The organism is Acinetobacter sp. SH20PTE14, from assembly GCF_021391555.1.
Lineage (GTDB): Bacteria > Pseudomonadota > Gammaproteobacteria > Pseudomonadales > Moraxellaceae > Acinetobacter > Acinetobacter amyesii.
On the sequence record NZ_CP090067.1, the window covers coordinates 1,797,809 to 1,817,878 of the forward strand.

15 protein-coding genes are annotated in these 20,070 nt (G+C 38.0%); 4 read left to right on the top strand and 11 right to left on the bottom strand.

Going from position 1 to position 20,070, the window contains the following annotated elements; translation table 11 throughout:
- Positions 1-16: 16 nt before the first annotated feature.
- The 11 genes from LXF01_RS08940 to LXF01_RS08990 form a co-directional block, all read right to left on the bottom strand.
- On the bottom strand, positions 17-763 hold the full coding sequence (locus LXF01_RS08940) for an OmpA family protein (RefSeq protein WP_228157211.1): 747 nt from the start codon (positions 761-763) through the stop codon (positions 17-19).
- A gap of 20 nt (positions 764-783) precedes the next feature.
- Positions 784-1,743, bottom strand: a complete 960-nt coding sequence (tagF, locus tag LXF01_RS08945) for a type VI secretion system-associated protein TagF (RefSeq protein ID WP_233944100.1) — start codon at positions 1,741-1,743, stop codon at positions 784-786.
- A 57-nt stretch (positions 1,744-1,800) separates the two neighbouring features.
- Positions 1,801-5,634 (bottom strand): type VI secretion system membrane subunit TssM, encoded by a 3,834-nt coding sequence (gene tssM, locus LXF01_RS08950; protein WP_180059869.1) that lies wholly within the window; start codon positions 5,632-5,634, stop codon positions 1,801-1,803.
- 28 nt (positions 5,635-5,662) lie between these two features.
- Positions 5,663-7,108 carry a hypothetical protein gene (locus LXF01_RS08955; RefSeq protein ID WP_233944102.1) on the bottom strand — a complete coding sequence of 482 codons (1,446 nt, stop codon included), beginning with the start codon at positions 7,106-7,108 and terminating at the stop codon, positions 5,663-5,665.
- On the bottom strand, positions 7,108-8,103 hold the full coding sequence (tssG, locus tag LXF01_RS08960) for a type VI secretion system baseplate subunit TssG (protein WP_233944117.1): 996 nt from the start codon (positions 8,101-8,103) through the stop codon (positions 7,108-7,110). Before tssG ends, LXF01_RS08955 begins: the two co-directional genes overlap by 1 nt.
- Complete coding sequence (gene tssF / locus LXF01_RS08965) at positions 8,067-9,875, bottom strand: type VI secretion system baseplate subunit TssF (protein ID WP_180005371.1); 1,809 nt, start codon at positions 9,873-9,875, stop codon at positions 8,067-8,069. The genes tssG and tssF overlap by 37 nt, the downstream gene beginning before the upstream one ends.
- Positions 9,876-9,890: 15 nt before the next feature.
- A complete protein-coding gene (gene tssE, locus LXF01_RS08970; RefSeq protein WP_078190770.1) occupies positions 9,891-10,367 on the bottom strand; it encodes a type VI secretion system baseplate subunit TssE in 477 nt (158 codons plus the stop codon).
- A gap of 70 nt (positions 10,368-10,437) precedes the next feature.
- The gene (locus LXF01_RS08975) at positions 10,438-10,941 is read right to left on the bottom strand and encodes an Hcp family type VI secretion system effector (RefSeq protein ID WP_078190771.1); all 504 of its coding nucleotides are present in this window, start codon (positions 10,939-10,941) and stop codon (positions 10,438-10,440) included.
- A gap of 48 nt (positions 10,942-10,989) precedes the next feature.
- Positions 10,990-12,474: a type VI secretion system contractile sheath large subunit gene (gene tssC / locus LXF01_RS08980; RefSeq protein WP_168379480.1), complete on the bottom strand. Its 1,485-nt coding sequence runs from the start codon at positions 12,472-12,474 to the stop codon at positions 10,990-10,992.
- Positions 12,467-12,970 (bottom strand): type VI secretion system contractile sheath small subunit, encoded by a 504-nt coding sequence (gene tssB, locus LXF01_RS08985; protein ID WP_078193364.1) that lies wholly within the window; start codon positions 12,968-12,970, stop codon positions 12,467-12,469. Before tssB ends, tssC begins: the two co-directional genes overlap by 8 nt.
- Before the next feature lie 15 nt (positions 12,971-12,985).
- Positions 12,986-13,681 (bottom strand): hypothetical protein, encoded by a 696-nt coding sequence (locus LXF01_RS08990; RefSeq protein ID WP_233944124.1) that lies wholly within the window; start codon positions 13,679-13,681, stop codon positions 12,986-12,988.
- Between the two features lie 373 nt (positions 13,682-14,054).
- Here LXF01_RS08990 and tssH point away from each other — a divergent pair, with 373 nt between their 5' ends.
- From tssH to icmH, 4 genes are read left to right on the top strand one after another with little or no spacing between them, the layout of a single operon-like run.
- The gene (gene tssH / locus LXF01_RS08995; protein ID WP_233944135.1) at positions 14,055-16,727 is read left to right on the top strand and encodes a type VI secretion system ATPase TssH; all 2,673 of its coding nucleotides are present in this window, start codon (positions 14,055-14,057) and stop codon (positions 16,725-16,727) included.
- A gap of 19 nt (positions 16,728-16,746) precedes the next feature.
- The gene (tssA, locus tag LXF01_RS09000) at positions 16,747-17,877 is read left to right on the top strand and encodes a type VI secretion system protein TssA (protein WP_078193367.1); all 1,131 of its coding nucleotides are present in this window, start codon (positions 16,747-16,749) and stop codon (positions 17,875-17,877) included.
- A 5-nt stretch (positions 17,878-17,882) separates the two neighbouring features.
- Positions 17,883-19,247: a type VI secretion system baseplate subunit TssK gene (gene tssK, locus LXF01_RS09005; protein WP_078190777.1), complete on the top strand. Its 1,365-nt coding sequence runs from the start codon at positions 17,883-17,885 to the stop codon at positions 19,245-19,247.
- Positions 19,248-19,256: 9 nt separating this feature from the next.
- Complete coding sequence (gene icmH / locus LXF01_RS09010; RefSeq protein WP_233944146.1) at positions 19,257-20,060, top strand: type IVB secretion system protein IcmH/DotU; 804 nt, start codon at positions 19,257-19,259, stop codon at positions 20,058-20,060.
- Positions 20,061-20,070: the final 10 nt, after the last annotated feature.

Sequence of the window (20,070 nt, forward strand, 5' to 3'; positions counted from 1 at the left end):
AGTTAAGTTGAAATAGTTACAGCACTTCAAACTCAATACGACGGTTTTTCTTACGACCTTCAGGCGTAGCATTGTCTGCTACAGGCTTATTTGAGCCCATCCCTTCAGTACTTAAGTTCGCCGCCGCAATATTCTTTGAAATCAGGTAGTTTTTAACTGCATTAGCACGATCTTGGCTTAAACTTAAGTTTTTCTCAGGATTCCCTGAGCTGTCTGTGTGACCAATAATTCGTACTTTTTTCCCACCGACGCGATTCAGTGCGATAACCATTTCATCTAAGATCTGTACCCCAGATGGTGCTAAAATCGCGCTTCCAGATTCAAATTCAATAATACGATTACGTAAAGCCGCATCAATAATGGCCTGTTCAGCCTGATTGACAGAAAGCTGTGCATTGAAACGAAAAGGTGCTGTGACCAAAGACTGAAACTTGGTGGTCGTGGGTTGGATATCATCTTGATTTGACATCTTTCCACTTAAATCGACTTGCGTTCCGCGTACAGAGAGTTTCCCCTGTTTTACTTTCTTTAAGTCATCATTAATCATCTGGCTTACGCTATTGCCCCAACCATTGGGTGCAGTAACCGCTCGAACCTGAATTTTATCAACCACATTTGCCTGACCATAAGTCAAATAGGCTTTATTTAATATTTCTTGCTTGGTTGCTTCATTCGGTACAGCGCCTTCAATCACAATAGGCTCTGCCCAGAGCAAAGCCGAACAGCCTAAAATGCACACACTCGCAAGAAATTTGGGCAACATTGGTAAGATTCTTTGCATCATTATTCTTCTATAAAAGTCTGTCTAAAAAGTTTAATGCCATGAATAAGGCTGATCTGACGCTCACTCAAAGACTGTTCCAAAACGGCTAAGCCTGCATTTTGTTCAAGATAAGGATCAATCCAACTGGCATCGATCAGGGAAACCCAATGATCACTTTGCATATTTTGGGTGAAAACATCACTGAGTGCAGTAATATCAGCACCTTGAAAACCAAACAGTAAAACAGGTGAATCACTGTGTAGGATGCTAATGAGTAACTCAGCATCTTGGTTTTCGACAAAGCGACTAATCAAATTGACCCAAAAAGCCGCGATTTCATAGCAGTAACTAATATTATTGATTGGTAAGATCAGCACTTTATTCAACCTAGACGTGCCCTGATGAATAATCGGTTGTAGCAGCAAACCGAGACCAATCATGCTTTGCGCCAACTGATAAGGCGTAAAATTCAATAAACGTGCAAATGAATGCAAAGTATGGTGCTCATAAAAAGAAGAGGTTTCTTCTGTTCCGAACACTTGGATTTCGTTATTCAGTTTGCCTAATTTATCGAGCAAAATATCGGGATCGCGAATAGAACGCATCACTCGGTTACGCTGATATAAGTCAATTAAGGTTTGTTTATAACGATATGGTGCATACAAAATATTATCGAAAGGATCATCGATTTCTAGCAGATGAGCGAGCACCATTGGAAATTGACGCTTTGAACTGTCTTCACTACTAATCAAATTGGCAACCAAAAAACGCTTATCTTTTGGACTGGCAATAAAGAAATCTAATGAAGGCAGTGAGTTATACGCTGCATTAAAATTGTCTGAACGCATAGCGAACTCAAGCGCCTCCGTGATCCACTGATCGATTAACTGAATCAGTGAATATTGTTCACGGCTCTTTAAGAAGTCACCACGAGCTGGACATTTTCCATAATACAGCGGTGTCGTTCTCACTTCATACATCGTCACACTCCTTGTTCTTTTGCACGAATGCCACCGCTCTCATTTTTAAATTCATCATCATGGTGTTGCTGTTCCTTGTACAACACTCATCGGTGAAGTCGCTGGTGGCGCTACAGGCGCTTGTCCTGCAGGCATCGTTTGCGCTGCGACGACACGAACACCTTTATTCGTCACCACTTGATCAACAAGAGTCATACCTGAATAGCCTGAACCTGTAGTTGGGCCAGATGCGTTACCACTAATTAAACGGAAATTTACTTTAACAAACACTTTTGGATTTTGTTTGCTACGCCACACCATTTCAAATGAATTACCATTTTGTGTACGCTGAGCGCCTTCAACCAATCGGTTAATACCATATTCACCCGGCTCATCAAAAATCGTATGCGTTTGACCTTCCAAGTCAATTGCAGTAATACGTGCACCCGGAATTGCCCCTTTATTTGGCCAAACGAAGTTCACCCATTGCTGAACACCGTTTTCATACACCATACGCTGACCATCAATATCAATGGTATATGAAAGCAACTGTGTATTTTCTAATGGGAAGAACTGGAAGTTCGATTGATTGGTTGCCGCAGGTGCTGCTTGACTCAATTCCCCTGTAGCAACGCCATTACTTGGCGCAACATAGCGTTGGAAGTTCGCTACAAATTGTGGATTTAAACCAATGCCCAAATCTTTCCATGTTTTCGTGGTTAAGGTATAGCCTCGACGAATCACCAATGGATCCAAATATTCTTTTACAAAGCGAGCGATACTTCCGTTTTCACCAAAAATTTGGCTAATTTCATTACTGGTCGCTTGTAAAGTAGCATTGCTATTAAATGGATATTTAGGTGCAAGATTGGTTGTAAATGGTTGATACGCTTGCATTGCCCATAACTTATTAATTTCGTTTTGAGCTGGGATCAGTAATACTTCAAATGACTGGGTCACCGGCTGCATAAAGAGCTTTTGAATCAACTGCTGGTCTAATTCATTCAGACCCACAGACATTTTTTCATCCACAAATTTTTGTGTGCTATTAAAGACTGAGCTTTGATCATTGATGGTTTGTTTCACCAATGTCATGCTTGCAGGTCCCATATCACCGCCACTCTTCAAATCATTGAACTTACTACGTACTTGACTCAAAGACAGCATGTATTCATCTAAAATAGATTTGTTTTGCTGATCATCACGCTTACGAACTAGTTGATAGAACACATCAAATTCTTTTGCAATAACACCTTGACCGGCTTTAGAAGCAACTTGCTGTGCCTGCTGCGCATCATCACGGCTGAGGACTTTACGTTTAAACCACGCAATAAAACCTTTCTGAGGCGCAGCCAGTTCTGCTTGAACAATTGGATTATCCCAACTGGTTTCTTTCGCAATACGGTCCACCACTTTACGAATTGGCGAATTCTCAGGTTCACCTAAAATATCGATAAAACGTGACTGCTGAGCGACATCTGCGCCTTTGCCATAATGCACAGCATTTAAGAATTTACGCCATTCAGCGATATATTCCTGCTTATAAAGTTCGGTTAGCTGTTTACTGATCTGATCTGGACTACCACTAAACGTCAGGTCATCAGAACGATTGGTATTGAGTACCCAATCTTGAGTATCCGTCGGATTATTCGCAGCTTGGTTAATCGCATCTTTTACATAATCATTCCAAGCTTGGTAAGTAAAGATACCCGGCAAGGCGTAACTACCCAACATGCTGTTTTGGCCTGTTTCACCTAATATTTGCTTCACTGTCACCGCAGGGAAACGTACCGAACCACGCATTTTAATTTCATTATAAACGCGGTCACGTGCAGGAATACCCATGGTAACAGCCGTCAATAATTGACGTGTTTGATCTACCAATAAAGGATCAGATTCCATTTGCGGAAACGCAGGATCAGCAGCTAAAGTCATCGCATAAGATAAAACTTGTTCGGCTTTTTGAATCATTTCCCCACGTGGCATTTGACCACGATTTGAATCTAACCACGAACGCCAGAAACGAGTAACCTGGTCACTCAAATGGCTCGATTCCATATATTTATGATTGCTCATCATCAAATACGCCTTCAGTGCATTATATGCATCCTGAGGGTTAGTATCCGATGGTTCTAAATAGGGCTGATTTGATTTCACCGCTTGAGTAATTTGCACATTGACGTGATTTTCTTTCAACGTCGCTTCATTGGCTTTGACACGTTGTAAGTACTGCGCCATATTTTGCTGAGATGGTGCTAATACAATTTGTTGAATACCTCGTAAATACTCAACTTTGAGTTTTTCACGAATTTTATTCCCTTGGTATAAACCAAAGCTATATTTCAAAGGACGATCTTCATCAAAATGATCGAGCTGCTGTAAATGCCCTTGTAATATCAGCAATGCATCCAATTGAGTCGAAAGCTCACTTCCGCTACGGCTTTCCATTTGCACAACTTTGTCTAAGTCAGCTTGAACTTCCGCCACGAGTTGTTGGTTATTACGATACGACCAAACCCATAACCCAAGCACCACAGCAACCAATAACAATGCAGCAATAAATGCCATAAAGCGCTGACGTTTACGTGCAGGATTGATATGTTGTTTAACTAGATTTTTATCTTTTAAAATGACGGTTGAAAAGAGTCCTTTTAAGAAATAACCATGGTCTTGCGAAACAGAATTCGTAGGAATGCCAAACTCACTATCCGTACTTTTCACCAAATGAAAGTCTTCAGCGATTTGCTCCGTCATTGGACTTTCAATCACACCTTCTTGCAACGCACTGGTGAAATAGAACCCACGGAATACCGGTTTAAACTGATAAGGGTTGTCTTGAAACAACGTACCAATAAAAGTTTTGAGCACTGGCTTTAAACTTTTAAACTCAAGTGGAAATGTCATTACACTTGGAGAAATATTTTGCGAATGACGACGACTCAAGTGCGTAGTACTGACGCTCTTCAAACCATCATATAAAATTGAATAATGCTTTTCGAACATCTCAACAGCATGTTCGGATGAGTCTGGATCATAAGGTAGTGTTGCACCCCAAACTTGATCAAATTCATCCTTATCATAACAATCAAAAAATTCTGTAAAGCCAGCAATCAAATCCATTTTTGAAAAAACGATATACACTGGCGCAAAAATTTCTAAACGTTCCGTCAAATCCTGTATACGTGCGCGTAAGTTTTTGGCTAATTTGATTGATTTTTCAGGACTTTGACTAACAAGCTCCGCCACAGAAACAATCACGATTAAACCGTTAATTGGTGCTTTAGAACGGTTTTTTTTGAGAATATTTAAGAAACCTAACCATTCTGAATGGTCTTCGGCATAAACAGAATATCGACCTGCGGTATCGAGTAAGACACCATCTGTAGAGAAAAACCAATCGCAGTTACGAGTACCACTTAGACCTGCCGACACCATTTTCTGATGAGTTTCTTCAAATGGAAATCTAAGACCAGAATTATAAATCGCTGAACTTTTACCCGCTGCTGGGTTACCAATCACCATGTACCAAGGTAATTCATATAGGGCTGCATTACCCTTTTTGTCGCCGAGTTTTGATTTACGGATAAGTTGAATCGAGTCTTTCATTTGCTGATTGATCAGCGCAAGTTCTTCTTTATTCTTTTGTTTGCCGTATTCAGCTTCATTATCTTTGGCAATCGCCTCAGCCAGCTCTTCGCCTTGCTGTTTATGACGATAATGCTGCACTAATTCATAAATACCCCACAGAATTAATCCGAGAATATAAACAGCAACCACAATGTAAAAAGTCTTTTGTGGAATCGAATTATGCATAGCCACAATGGCCACAAAAAATGACAAAGCCACCATCGCTTTAGGATTGGTGACGTACTGCCAAACATAACCGAGGATCGTATAAAATAGTGTGTTCACAATGTTCTCAATTTCGTCTTAATTCTAATTAAACAGTTTCTTGTTCAAGTTCATCTTCTACTGAAAATGCTTGAATAAAAGCAAATGTCGATTCTTGGTCTGTGCTATAAATCATGGCAGTTAACTCTTCTGGCAAGTGCATACCCAACATGAATCCAAAAATTTTTGCCAATTGCTGGGTATTTCCAAGATTCTGTTTTGTATATAAAAAATGATAGGTTTCAATCGCGGTTTCATTAAATTTATACTGTAATTTTTTCACCACTTTCATATCCGTTGCATCATCTAACATCAATAAAAAGGGTTGTTCTTGATCATACTGATCTAAATTATTCAGTGCTTTAAGCTCTAAATTACGTTTCAACTCAGGCTCATGTGCCACCACTTGTAGCACTTTATTTGGAGTTAAACCTCGAACTTGAACATCTGAAGCAGCCAAACACCAACTCGATGCAAACTCTGCAGCAATGTATTTTTCTTGTAACCACATCTTTTCATCAATCCATTCTTGGTCGATTTCAGAGTCAGCATTGAGAATCAAACTGACTTCAAACTTTTGTTTTGAAATCATCTCTAAAATGCTTAACCATTCTGAATAAGCGACTTGAGTGCCGATAAAATGTGGCTCGATATGAATTTGTTCGGGAATGATCGAAAATCCGTCAGATAGATACTGCTGAATAATTTGAGCATAATCATCATTCCATTGATGAATCAAATTATCAGCAAGCAAAATATGGACATTTAAACGATTTAAACGTGAAACTTGCTGTGCATTGTTCGCCAAATGTTCTGGATGTTCATCTTGCGTATAATCTGGATCCACCCAACCCGGATGCATACGGTACTGATATGCCAATTCACTATCATAAAAGAGTGCTGATTGCTTCAGATGCTCAGCAATTAAAAATAGACTTTCAACGTGTTGCTCTAGTTGTTGCTGAATAAGTGACTGGATTCGTTTTTCACGCATGGTGATGGCACTATATTCATCCTCTGCTTCTTCATTAGTGAGTTCATCTAAATCTTTGATTCGAAATGAAAGAACAGGCAAACCGTATGCATTAAATAACTTATCATCGAGTTCAGGACTTTTGAATTGTTGAATATCTTGGATAATTTGTTCGTTTTCACCAAAACTATGCCAAGCCGCTGAAGAATAAACATTTAAACGAAATTGCTGTACATCAATAGGCTTCGGTTTTGCTTGTTCAATGGCCTCAAGTTGTTGTTGCTCAGCTTGTTCTTCTGCACGTTTTTCAGCTTCAAGTTTTTTTTCTTTTTGATGTTGAATGCCCTTGTAAAGCAAATAAGGCGACAAAATAATTGCACATAAAGCTAAAGGAAGAAGTAAAAAGTATGTGACTAAATCGAAAGCCGTCGGATCATAGCCTGTATCTCGCCAGTAAAAAATCACGAAAGCAGTACACAAAACAAAAAGCGTACTAAAGGTTCCAATTATTAATTTCAGCATTATTTTGCATTCCCCATTAAGGCATAACAGGTTTCTGTATTATCGACCTGTTTATTCGGCTGTAAAAATGCTCCCTGAGCTAAACCAATTCCGCTCAAAGAATTTAAACACACCGGTTTTATTTCTTCTTTTTGTAAAATTAAGCGCACATCCACCATTAATGTTGGACTACACCAAGTTTGAATCATTTGTTTTAATTTTAGGCTGCGTGCCTGATTCGGTAAAAATGTTAAATAATCTTCATGATTTAAAGGTCCAATCACGATTTCAATTTTTTCGTCAATCTGTTGAATCTTCTCACCACAAAAAGTATTCAGCCCCAATAAGCTCGGCTGAGATCCACCTAAACATGTTCTCTGATCTTCTTCAAATACAAAAGTTTCAGGGATAAATTCTCGAATATCAAATTTCTGCTTAAAGATACAATTCAGCATGGTTTTTAATGCATAAGCTGTATTGTTTTGCCCCTGCATTAAACCTGAGAATTCAGCAAAATAATCATCTAAATCTGGCTGATCATGCTGGCTACGGATATAACCATTTAATGCATGTAAAATATCAAGATAGTGATTATCCTGCTCGATTTCATAACGAATAGGTAAATGATAATTTAAACTGGCATCAACATAATGTGCTGTTAATTTATGATTAAACAGCCCTAAAAACTTTTGTGTTTCCTGTCGCTGATGTCGCCCGCTGAGCTTAATCTTATTGGTATAGCTATAAGGTAATGCACCTTGAATACCCGTTAAACCCACCATTAAATTTGTCAGTTCAACTTTCTCATCGTTGAACTCTAAACTTTCAATTTCAGTATTCGGGAAGTTCAGATTTAGTGAACTATTAAACTCAAAGTCATTTGCCCAATGGACTTGAGCCGCTCCATAAGGTGCATGTCTTAACAAACGAGTGGCTTGAACAAACTCGTAGGCTTTCGGTTCTTGGAAAAGTCCGTCAATTACAGAGCTTTCTTGCCACCAACGTTCTGCACGCATTGGTATAACTCCTGTTGACTATTTGCATCAAAAACCGAGACATCGACAAAGCTGTTCATATTGACTTTTAAATTAAAGATATGGGCCAGCAATTGACTAAATATATACAGGCTATGTCCTCTAAATATATCCGCATCAATATCGAGCTGTACTTTTAAACCTCTGACAAATAATGGAAATGGTTTACTATCCACAAGTTTTTGCGTGGTAGAAAACTGAATCTTTTTTATGGAGTCGATAATAATTTGGTTTTCTTTCGATTTAGGTAAATTATACAATTCCAAAAGTTCTTTAATATGAGAGACCGCATCGCCTTTCATTAAAGACATATTATTCAAAGATAAATGGGAAATGACCCGCCACTGTTCTTGTTTATTTTGCTCAAAATAATACGGTAACGACGGTCGTTTGAGCATCAGGGCACGACGGGCCAAATTACTATCATTCAGAGTTAATGCATTCTGATCTTTATTATAACTTTCGTAAGGTAACTCACGATTACTACATAGTAGTTCAGTACTAATAAAATCGGACTGAGTGCTATGTGGGTCTAAAGCACGAGATATGATTGAATAGTTTAATTCCTGATGTTTATTCTTCATCTGCTGCGGATTTAAACTATAAAAAAACTGGACTTTATCCTGATGATAATGACTCATTGCAAAAAAAGGCAGTACCGGATAATACACTTCATCTTGGTTACTTTTTTCACGCACCATATTCATTTTTAAAATGCTATAGGCTTGAAAATATTCAGGATGGTGTGCATCTGTCACCAATGGATATTCCATTCGCTTATGATTAATCTTTTGCGGCTCTGCTTGTTTATTGAAAAGATTAACAATTGGTGTAGCAAACAATTTAAAATTTGCAGCATTTAATTCAGAATAATTTCGAATCGCTGCTTGATCATTTAAATTGAGTTTAAAGTGCATTTGAACATCAAATTCACTATGTTCTAAACTTAAAAACTTAATGAAATCTAGATTTAGATTTAAAAAATTGAATTTTTCAGGAACACAAAAATATTCCATCAGTAAACGATATGCATGATGTGTATGTTGATCGATAGGTAGAACACTTTGAACTTCATCAAAGCCCATAATTTCAAATGGATTGGCAATATCAAAAATGTGCTGCCCCACACGAATCGAAAAACTTGTAGTTGATTTAAAAATACTATCTAAAACCTGCAAAGGAAAATTAGAAATGGCATCTAAAAAGATCGGTAAAGTTTCATTTTTGAGTAAAGCGTGCTTATTTGAAAATATTTCAAATCCTAAGCTCAATGTAGCATTTTGATTTAAATGCATATGTGCCGATGGATGAGTTTTAAAATTGAGCTGTTTTAATTGAATCGGTAATAATGTGACTTCTTGCACCGTCTGATATTCACATTGAACACCACGCGTACTTTTGGCTTTTAGACTGGTTGCCTTTGGAATAACGTGTCGATCTGTTAATTGCTTAATTTTATTAATATCTTCGAAGCTTACTACAGAACATGCAGGAAATGGTTTTAAATATTGAGGAAACATCACCTCAAAAATTGATCGGGTAAAAACGTCATAACTATCTGCAAGTTTTTTATCAATCCGTGCAGAAATTAAAGAAAAGGCTTGAATTAAACGCTCAATATGCGGGTCATCTATTTGTTCTTGGTTTAATGACAAACGCTGGGCGATTTTGGGGTATTTACTGGCAAACTCACGGGACTGTTGTCCAAATTCCTGTAGTTGCTTTTCGTAATACGGTAACAGCTCTTCAATCACAGATAACCCACTTCATTAAGCTCTTGGAGAAATAACATATTGTTGTGTTGTTGGTTTTAATAAGGCATCAAAAATAACTGGTTCGTATAAAGGATGAATATTTAAATATGCCTGAATACTTAAACATAGTGCCCCCATATTATGGCCATCCATGAGCATTTCGACTCGAATCTGTTTTAAACGCGGTTCATGTGCAGCAATCGATTGCTCAATTGACTGGCAAATTTTGTCGCGATCCGATGGATTTGCTGTCGATAAGCCCACAAAATCGATAATGCCAAATTGCAAAATAGACTTTTTTGCTAATGGAAAGTCATCAATCAGTTCATCTAATTTTGCCACACGACTATTGAGGAGATCCTCTAAATCGGAAGCAACAGATTCACGAAGTTCTTGCAAAGACAGACCTTGAGTCTGCTGAGCATCAGCTGGTAATAAGCGGTCAAATAATGTCGTTCTAAAACCATAAGGATAAAGCTGATCAAGATTCATATCTTCTTATAAATATTTAAAAAAATGAAAATAGAGGCTACCCAAGTTAGCCTCTATCTGAATCCATCTATTACGCTGCGTATGAAGCAGTGTTGTTAGATAATGACCACTTCTTAGTAACAGCACCTTTCGCAGTACCGTTAATATCTTGTTGGTTATATGTCCACTCTACTGCAGCATATTTCAAACCAAATGATTCGTGTGGAACACCTTCATCATTTACAGTTGGAGTCACGCTAGAAACCAACACATGTTTCAGTTTGATTTGAAGATATTTAATACGTTTGTCGCCATTCGCACGGTAGAAATCAATTTGAACTTCATCAAATGTATAACCTGCTGAACATGCTTCCCAAAGTTTAGGGCTTGTCGCGTCTAAATCTTTAACAAAAACCATGTCAGAATGCTCTACACGTTCTGCAGTGTGACCACCCACACTTGAAGAAGTCGCAGATTTAGGTTGACGGATGTTATGCGTCCAAGAGTTTACTTCTAACCAACTCTTGTGCTCTGCATCACGAGATTCGCCGTCTACTTTGTACTTACCACGAAATTGAATGTATATATCTTTCATTGTTCTGAATACCTATTTATTTAAAGTTATTATAGTGTTGACCCAAAATTAATTTGAGGACTGAGGTAACTCGGTCACAAGTCGTAATGAAACAGACAACTCATCCAACTGGAAATGTGGTCTTAAGAAAACCACAGATTTGTAGTGACCAGGCAAAGCTGGATTTTCTACAACTTTTACAGAAGCTTCACGCAATGGATACTGAGCTTTAGCTTCTTGAGATGCACCATCATCGAGTAATACATATTGCGATAACCATTCATTTAAGAAGGTTTCAACATTACCCGCTGATGCAAAACTACCCACTTTGTCACGCATCATTGCTTTTAAATAATGTGCAATACGTGAAACTGCCATGATGTATTGGATCTGGCTAGACAATGCAGAGTTGGCATTTGCTGTATCGCTATCATATTTTTTAGGTTTTTGCGTCGATTGCGCACCGAAAAATGCTGCGTAATCCGTATTTTTGCAGTGTACCAACGGAATAAAACCAAGGTCACTCAGTTCTTTTTCACGACGGTCAGTAATGGCAATTTCAGTTGGGCATTTAAAGACCACTTCGCCATCATTGGTTTTGAACGTATGGACAGGCAAGCCTTCAACTAAACCACCACCTTCTACACCACGAATCGCAGCACACCAACCATGCATATCAAATGCATTGGTTAAACGCGTACCAAAGGCATAAGCCGCGTTCATCCATAAATATTCATTATGATTTTCACCTGAAACTTCTTCAACGAAGTTAAATCCTTCAGTGGCAATGCCTTCTTTTGGATCATATGGCAAACGACCCAATACACGTGGCATGGTCAACGCAACATAACGTGCATCGTCACTTTCACGGAATGAACGCCATTGTACATATTCTGCTGTTTCAAAGATTTTAGATACATCACGCGGACGATCAATATCAGTAAAAGACTCTAGTCCCAACATATTCGGGCTAGCAGCCGAAATAAACGGTGCATGTGCAGCCGCAGCGACATGTGAAATTTGCTCAAGCAAATACATATCAGATGGAGTACGGTCAAACTCAAAGTCACCAATCAATGTTGCATAAGGCGCACCACCGAATGATCCATATTCTTCTTCATAGATTTTTTTGAACAACGTGCTTTGGTCAAAATCGGTCGCACCTTGGAAATCTTTAATCAATTCTTTTTTCGTCGTATTTAACATACGAATTTTTGTTAAAGAATTTGAAGGTGTTTCTTGGCAGAAATAATACAAACCACGCCATGTCGATTCAATTTTTTGAAATTCAGCATGGTGCATAATTTTACTTAACTGAGATGAAATCAACGCATCAATTTCAGCAATACGCTTATCAATTGATAAAGTCATATTGTCCGAAACGGTGATGGTACCTGCCATGACTTCTTTGGCAAGTTCACCGATCAGACTTTTTGCACGATCATGTTCTTGATCTGTACGCGCAATACGACTTTGTTCAACAATTGAATCTAAAAGCGAATATTCTTCAGTTGCTTCAAGGTTTGCAGCAGTTGCAGTATTAAAATTACTCATTTTCTGCCTCCACACTCAACTTACGAATTTGATCAGTGTTATGTAACACTTCATCCAGTAAATCTTCTAAGCGTTCATTATTTGAAATTTTATTACGCAAGTCAGACAGACGCTCACGCGCGGCAACTAACTTTTGTAATGGATCAACCTGTTGTACAACTTGCTCTGGAGTGAAATCAGCCATGCTCTTAAATGTAAGATCTACCGACATTTTTCCACCGTCTTCAGTCAAGGTATTCTCAACTTGAAAATTAGCACGTGGCGCTAAAGACTCCATTACTTCATCAATATTATCTAAATCAACATTAATGAATTTCTTGTCTTTTAATTTGGTTTTCTCTACTTCAGATGCCGCAGAGAAATCACCTAACACCCCAACAACGAATGGTAATTCTTTAATTTCTTTACCGTCGCCAACTTCAACATCGTAAGTCAATTGAACACGAGGAGGACGAATTCGTTGAAGTTTTTTCTGTACACTTTCACGTTTTGCCATGAGTGCTTTTCCTTGTTATTTATTTTTCAATGTATCGAAAGGTGAACCACCAGTAGCAGGTTTTTTCGCTGTAGTCTGCGGTTTTGCTGTCGTGGTGGTTTTCTTTTTACTTGCTGCTGTAGTCGTTTGTTTAGGCTTGGTAGACGCTGTATTGGTTCGTTTTTTAGTAGGTATCGTCTGTTTAGATTTCACATTGCTCGAAGATTCAGTGCTTTTTTCACGAACATCTGCTGCAGTAGACGTAAATTTATCAATCGTCGGCTGAATATAACGAATATTATCCGACAACACTTTGGCAGGAGAATAGGTCTGTTCATCTAGAGTACGATTTTCATTACTCCGCATATGATTCAGCGCATTATAAGAAATAGCGATACCTGCTAAAAAAGTGACATCAGTAAGTTCAGGCGACTGATAGTTCTTTTCTCGCAGCAGATTGACCGCTTGCAATGCTTTTAAATTGTAACCATTAGCTTGATATTTTTTGGCAATATCTACAAAAATTTCATTTTTTAAGTTCTCATTTTTCTTATTCTTTTTGTCACATAACTGATTATAAAAACCAATAATCTCTGGATCTGTATCACCTACTGCCAGTGGATAATCCTTTAAACAGGATTTTTTCACAGATGCCGCTTTATCTTTTGCAAAAACGGTTTGTGTTAAACTGGCTGCTAAAATTATAGGTAATAAAACACTAAATTTATTCAAAATTGCCTCTGTATTTCTACGTGCTAAAACTTAATTTATGTGGAGAAATCACCACTTATTTTCCCGTGGGTTTTCTCTTCATTTATCAAAATTAAAAATATGCTGCAGATTTAACAAAAAATAAGCACATAGAGTCAATACAAAAATGTGCTAAATACTCCAAAGTTTGTCGACTATTTGTTTTTTTTTGTTTCATTTTATAAAAAAATCTTTTTCCTTTTTTTATTTAGTCTGTATTATATCGCCTAGAGCAAGACACTAATAATATATAAAGTGTTGATTTTAAAGTTTTTATTTTTATAGCAAGAAAAAAGAGATCACAGTCAAACTTGTAAAATTTCGTACTGTGGATTCTAAATTTGATGAGTTATTTATGAATAATTTAAAAGTTTTAATTACTAAACTTTCACCTCACGCCCGCATTTCACTCGAAAAATCAGCCAATACATGTATTTCACAGCAAAATTATGAAATCGAAATTGAACATTTTTTACTCGAATTATTAACCTATAACAATAAAAATGACCTCCAAATACTCTTAGAAAAATACAAAGTTTCTGCAGACGGTTTGGCAGATGACCTCAAAGAAAGTATTGCTCAACTACCAAAAGGAAATACGCGCACCCCTATTTTTGCCCAATCCATTGTGCGCTTACTTGAACAAGCTTGGTTATTAGCATCCGCTGAACAAAATCCACAAATTCGTAGTGGTCATTTACTTGTTGCACTGCTTACCGCGCCAGATTTATACCAAATCGCAGCAAGAGCTTCTTCTCTATTCGATTTATTACCTATCGATACGATTAAACATAAATTTTTAGATCTTTGCCTAAAAAGCATTGAAAATGAAGATTTAGCAACTGCATCACCAGATGAAAAATCAGCAGCACAAACGAATGCAACTACGCCAGTTAAAACACCAGCTCTAGACCAATACACCATTAATCTTACTGAAAAAGCTAAAAATGGTGGCATTGATCCTGTGATTGGTCGTGAGTTTGAAATCCGCTTAATGCTCGATATTTTGATGCGTCGTCGTCAAAACAATCCGATTTTAACGGGTGAGCCTGGTGTTGGTAAAACGGCCGTTGTTGAAGGTCTTGCATTAAAAATTGCAACCAACCAAGTTCCAGATGCTTTAAAAAATGTCAGCATTCATACTTTAGATATGGGCTTACTACAAGCGGGTGCCAGTGTTAAAGGTGAATTTGAAAATCGCTTAAAACAAGTCATTCATGAAGTTCAAGCCTCTGCACATCCAATCATTTTATTTATTGATGAAGCACACACGTTGATTGGTGCGGGTGGTCAAGCAGGTCAAAATGATGCAGCAAACCTGTTAAAACCGGCGCTTGCACGTGGTGAGTTAAGAACCATTGCCGCAACCACATGGGCTGAATATAAGCAGTATTTTGAAAAAGATGCCGCATTAAGCCGACGCTTCCAAGTAATTCAGGTTGAAGAACCGACTGAAGAAGTCGCAATCGATATGCTACGTGCCATGATTCCCGTGATGGCAAAACATTTCAATTTACAAATTGACGATGAAGCTATCGTTACTGCAGTCCATGCATCACACCGTTATATCACTGGCCGTCAATTACCTGATAAAGCGATAAGTGTCTTAGATACGGCTTCTGCACGTGTAGCTTTAACGCAAAATGCACAACCTGTAAAATTGGATCAACTTCAAGCTCAATTACATAATTTGAAGCTTGAATTGGCGATTCTTGAAAATGAACATAAGAATATTCCTATTCACCACGAACGCATTGAAAGTGTAAAAACACAAATATCCGCGCTTGAACAAGAAATTCAGTCGACAGAAACGCAGTGGAAAAAAGAACTCGAAATCGTTCAACAGATTAAAACGCTTGAACAAGAGTCCGAGCAAAAACCAGAAAATATTGAAACTTTAAGCAATATTCGTAACCAACTGGCAACTTTACAAGGTCAAACGCCGCTGGTTTTTGAACGTGTAAATGCTCAAATTATTAATGAAATCATTTCAGACTGGACCGGCATCCCTGTTGGTAAAATGGTTAATGATGAAATTCAGCAAATTTTGAAGCTTGAAGCACAGTTAGAACAACGTGTGATGGGTCAAGATTATGCACTGCATCAACTGGTACAAGGCATTAAAACCTCCAAGGCAAAATTGGAAGATCCAAATAAACCTCAAGGCGTTTTCATGCTGGTTGGCCCAAGTGGTGTGGGTAAAACCGAAACTGCACTTGCGTTAGCAAACGAGTTATATGGTGGTGAGTCTCATTTAATCACCATTAACATGTCTGAATATCAAGAAGCACATACCGTGTCGTCTTTAAAAGGTGCTCCTCCAGGTTATGTCGGTTATGGCCAAGGTGGCGTACTGACAGAAGCAGTTCGCCGTAACCCATATAGTGTGGTTTTACTCGATGAGATTGAAAAAGCACACAGCGATGTTCAAGAGCTATTCTACCAAGTATTCGATAAAGGTACTTTGGAAGATGGTGAAGGTCGTGTTATTGACTTTAAAAATACCACTATCCTGCTGACTTCAAATGCTGGCTCTAGTGCCATTATGCAGGCTTGTTTAAATCAGCCAGTAGAAGAATGGCCGTCAGCAGAAGAACTTCTAGATGTATTAAAACCAGCTTTATATAAACAATTTAAGCCGGCATTTTTAGGTCGTATGCGTATTGTGCCGTATTTCCCATTGCACGATGATCTGCTCGTACGCATTATTCAGCATAAATTAGGCAAAATCACCGCGCGTATTGAAAAACAATATGGTACGCAAACACGTTATACCGATGATTTAGTCGAATTATTATTAAGTCGCTGTACTGAGGTCGATAGTGGTGCGCGTAATGTCGACAACATTTTAAATGCGACGGTCTTACCTGCTTTAGCCACTGAATTGTTGATGGCGATGAGTGAACAAAAGATTCCATCAGTCATTGAAATCGATGTCAAAGACGATGAAATTATTTATGTTTTAGATCCTAAAAGTAAACCTGCGAAAAAACGCAGCAGCAAAAAGACTAAAACCTTAGAAGCATAAGTTAGGAACGATGTAGAATATGAGTTTAGAGCTCGACGCTTTATTGCAACCGATTACGGATGATTTACCTTGCGGTAGTGATTTTTCATTTTCAAATGATTTTCATGCAATTAAAAAAGCTAAAACACAAGATGACCCGCTCTTGGATCAAGGCGACTGGATCGCAGAACCAAAACAGGCAGATTGGGGCTTTGTGCACCAAAAATCGTCAGATCTACTTCGCGAACATACAAAAGATATTCGCTTATATGGTTGGTTGCTTGAAGCGTGGACTCACATTCATGGTTTCGAAGGGATTGCCAAAGGGATTGAACTTACACAAAAAAGTTTGCAAGACTTTTGGCTACAACTTCATCCTGAAATTGAAGATGATGACCTTGATCAACGTCTAGGTTTATTACAAGGGATAATTAATCAAATCCCAACATTAATTAAATCAGTTTCAATCGTTCATGGCGCGGCAGCTTATTCCCTATCCGACTATGATCGACTACTTCATGTTCAAAACCAAAGACGTAAATCCAACCATGAAGATGATGATCAAGAAGAGTCTTTTAATGGTATGGAACAGTTTGAACATGCCTTGTTCAATACGTCAAAATCAATTCAATACCAGTATTACCAACAGTTTTTAGATATTTTAAACCATTGGGAAAACTTAAAAACGACTCTTGATGATTTGATGGGTTTAGATGCGCCAAGCTTTGCTGGCATTGACTCTCAAATCGAAATGATTCACTTGAGCTTAAAAAAAATCTATAAAGCAGATGCTTTTATCAATTCATCGAGCGCTGAACAGGTTCAATCAAATTCTCCAATTGAAAGCCAGACACTTTCCACTGTAACTTCCGTGCAGAATGATATGCAAATAATACAACAACAGCATACACAGCAGTTTAAACCTCAAGTGCAAAATCATCTTGAAAATCGTGAACAAGCCATGAAAGTCTTGCAAGATATTGCTGACTATTTTCAAGTGAATGAGCCGCATAGCCCTGTCAGTTATATGCTGCAAAAAACCATTAAATGGTCACAAATGCCTCTACATGAATGGTTAACTCATGTGATTAAGGATGAAAACCCTCTTGAAGCTGTACAAGAAATGTTAGGTGTTCAGCAACAAAGCAATGAATCGAATAGCGACTGGTAAAAACAATGTTTAAAGCAGAAAAAATTTTATGGGGTGAAGGATTATTTTTACGCCCACAACACTTTCAATTACAAGATGCTTATCATGAACAGCGTTTAAACCATACGGTTCGCGCAACGATACCGTTCGCTTATGGTATTCAAAGTTTAATTTTTGATGAATCGCAACTCAGTACCAACACATTAGCTTTGAATAAAGTCGAAATGATTTGGCAAGATGGTGAGATTTATCAAGCACCTGCACAAGATTTATTACCTGAGCCTGTACTACTTGATTCATTAAATTTACGCGGTGAAATGCAAATTTATTTAGCATTACCGATTGTTCAACCGAATAAACGAAACGTCAATTTTGAAGAAAATACCCAATCGAGTCGCTATCATTCACATTTGACTGAAACTCATGATTTGTTTACAGATGCGACGGCTGCTGAAATCACTTTATTACGCCGCCGTGCAGAGTTTAAAATCTTTGAATTAGGCCAAGAACCACAGCACAATCTTGATGGTTTTCTTTACATGCCTATAGGCCGAATCAAGCGCCAAAGTTCAGGTAATTTTGTCTTAGATTATCAATTTATCCCACCAATATTACATATTAGTTCGTGTGATTCGCTGATAACTGGGCTCAAACGAACGCTCAATATCATCAAGGCTAAAATTAAAACCATTCAATCGAATAATCGTGAAAACGAACAAAAGTTAATTGAATTCCGTTCAGGCGATATTGTGTCGTTTTGGTTGGTTAATGCGCTAAATACTGCGCATGCAACATTAAACCATTTATTGCAATATCCAATGATTCATCCTGAACGTTTGTATTTTGAATTATTACGTCTGACAGGTTCCTTGCTCACCTTCTCGACAGCTTACGAAGTAGATCAGCTTCCACAGTATCAACATCATAATTTGCAAGAAAGTTTTGCTCAATTAGATGTGATTTTACGTGAGTTGCTCGATACGATTATTTCAAATCGATATATCAGTATTAACTTGAAAGAAACCCGTCAATCCTACTGGGTTGGCAGTCTTGAAAGTGACAAAATTACTCGCGATTCGCGCCTGTATCTAGCTGTTTCAAGTAGCGTGATGCCTACACATGACATTATTTCTTATGTACCGCTGCGCTTTAAAGTCGGCAATACTGTCGATGTTGAACAGCGAGTCATGGCGGCCTTACCTGCTGTACCATTGCAACATATGATGCAAGTGCCAACAGCAATTCCGGTACGTTCAGGTGTGAGTTATTTTGAAGTTGAGCCAAATAATGATTTGTATCAACGTATGCTTGATTCTGAATCCATCTGCGTTTACATACCAGCTGGCTTCCAAGATATCTCGATTGAACTTATTGCAGTGATGAATGGTTAAGGAGCAATCATGAATATTTCAAATAATGCCCCTTCACTTTTTGACGATGGTCAAATTGGATTAGGCTCTTCAAAACCAAGTGCTGAATCGAAAATCAACAGTTCAACCAATTTAGTTGATCTACTGCATGATGGTTTTTACATCGTATTTTTACTCAAAAATCAATATGTTCCATCCAGCCCTGAAAGTTTCAGGACAAAAATTATGGATCTATTAAACCGATTTGAAAGCCAAGCCCGTAAGCTTCAATTCAGCAATGAAGATATCACGGACGCAAAATATGCCTATTGCGCTTTATTAGATGAAACCATTGTCACCCAACAAGATGCACGTTTTTTTGATTTACAAAACAATTGGATGATGAATCCACTGCAATTAAGTCTTTTTGGTTCACAGCTAGCAGGTTATCGTTTTTTTGAAAATTTAGAGCAAATTCGTTCTAAGAATAAAGATCGTTTAGCAGCACTTGAAGTTTATCATTACTGCATGCTCCTTGGTTTTCATGGTAAATACCGACTTGAATCGATTGAAATGCTCAATTCACTCGTTGCACGTGTCGGTGATGAAATTGATTATATGAAAGGTAAAAAGGCGTTTTCGCCTTTCGCGGCACTGCCGGATCAAATTAAAAATATTATTCACCGTGAATTACCATTTTTTTGGATCATTATCTTTTGGGCATTGTTTGCTGTATTAGCATTTGGTGGACTGAAATATATGTTATCCAACCAAAATAATCAGGCGTTATCACAATATCAAAATGTCATAACTGCACCATCGGAACAGGCTTATATCACCATTCATTTACCATAAGACTTAGACA

Bases quoted from the DNA above. Each gene is read 5' to 3' on its own strand.
- tssA (WP_078193367.1), top strand. From the start codon at position 16,747: ATGAGTTTAGAGCTCGACGCTTTATTGCAACCGATTACGGATGATTTA.
- tssB (WP_078193364.1), bottom strand. From the start codon at position 12,970: ATGGCAAAACGTGAAAGTGTACAGAAAAAACTTCAACGAATTCGTCCT.
- LXF01_RS08955 (WP_233944102.1), bottom strand. From the start codon at position 7,108: ATGCTGAAATTAATAATTGGAACCTTTAGTACGCTTTTTGTTTTGTGT.
- LXF01_RS08940 (WP_228157211.1), bottom strand. From the start codon at position 763: ATGTTGCCCAAATTTCTTGCGAGTGTGTGCATTTTAGGCTGTTCGGCT.
- tssE (WP_078190770.1), bottom strand. From the start codon at position 10,367: ATGAATCTTGATCAGCTTTATCCTTATGGTTTTAGAACGACATTATTT.
- LXF01_RS08975 (WP_078190771.1), bottom strand. From the start codon at position 10,941: ATGAAAGATATATACATTCAATTTCGTGGTAAGTACAAAGTAGACGGC.
- tssK (WP_078190777.1), top strand. From the start codon at position 17,883: ATGTTTAAAGCAGAAAAAATTTTATGGGGTGAAGGATTATTTTTACGC.
- icmH (WP_233944146.1), top strand. From the start codon at position 19,257: ATGAATATTTCAAATAATGCCCCTTCACTTTTTGACGATGGTCAAATT.
- tssH (WP_233944135.1), top strand. From the start codon at position 14,055: ATGAATAATTTAAAAGTTTTAATTACTAAACTTTCACCTCACGCCCGC.
- tssG (WP_233944117.1), bottom strand. From the start codon at position 8,103: ATGCGTGCAGAACGTTGGTGGCAAGAAAGCTCTGTAATTGACGGACTT.
- tssC (WP_168379480.1), bottom strand. From the start codon at position 12,474: ATGAGTAATTTTAATACTGCAACTGCTGCAAACCTTGAAGCAACTGAA.
- tagF (WP_233944100.1), bottom strand. From the start codon at position 1,743: ATGTATGAAGTGAGAACGACACCGCTGTATTATGGAAAATGTCCAGCT.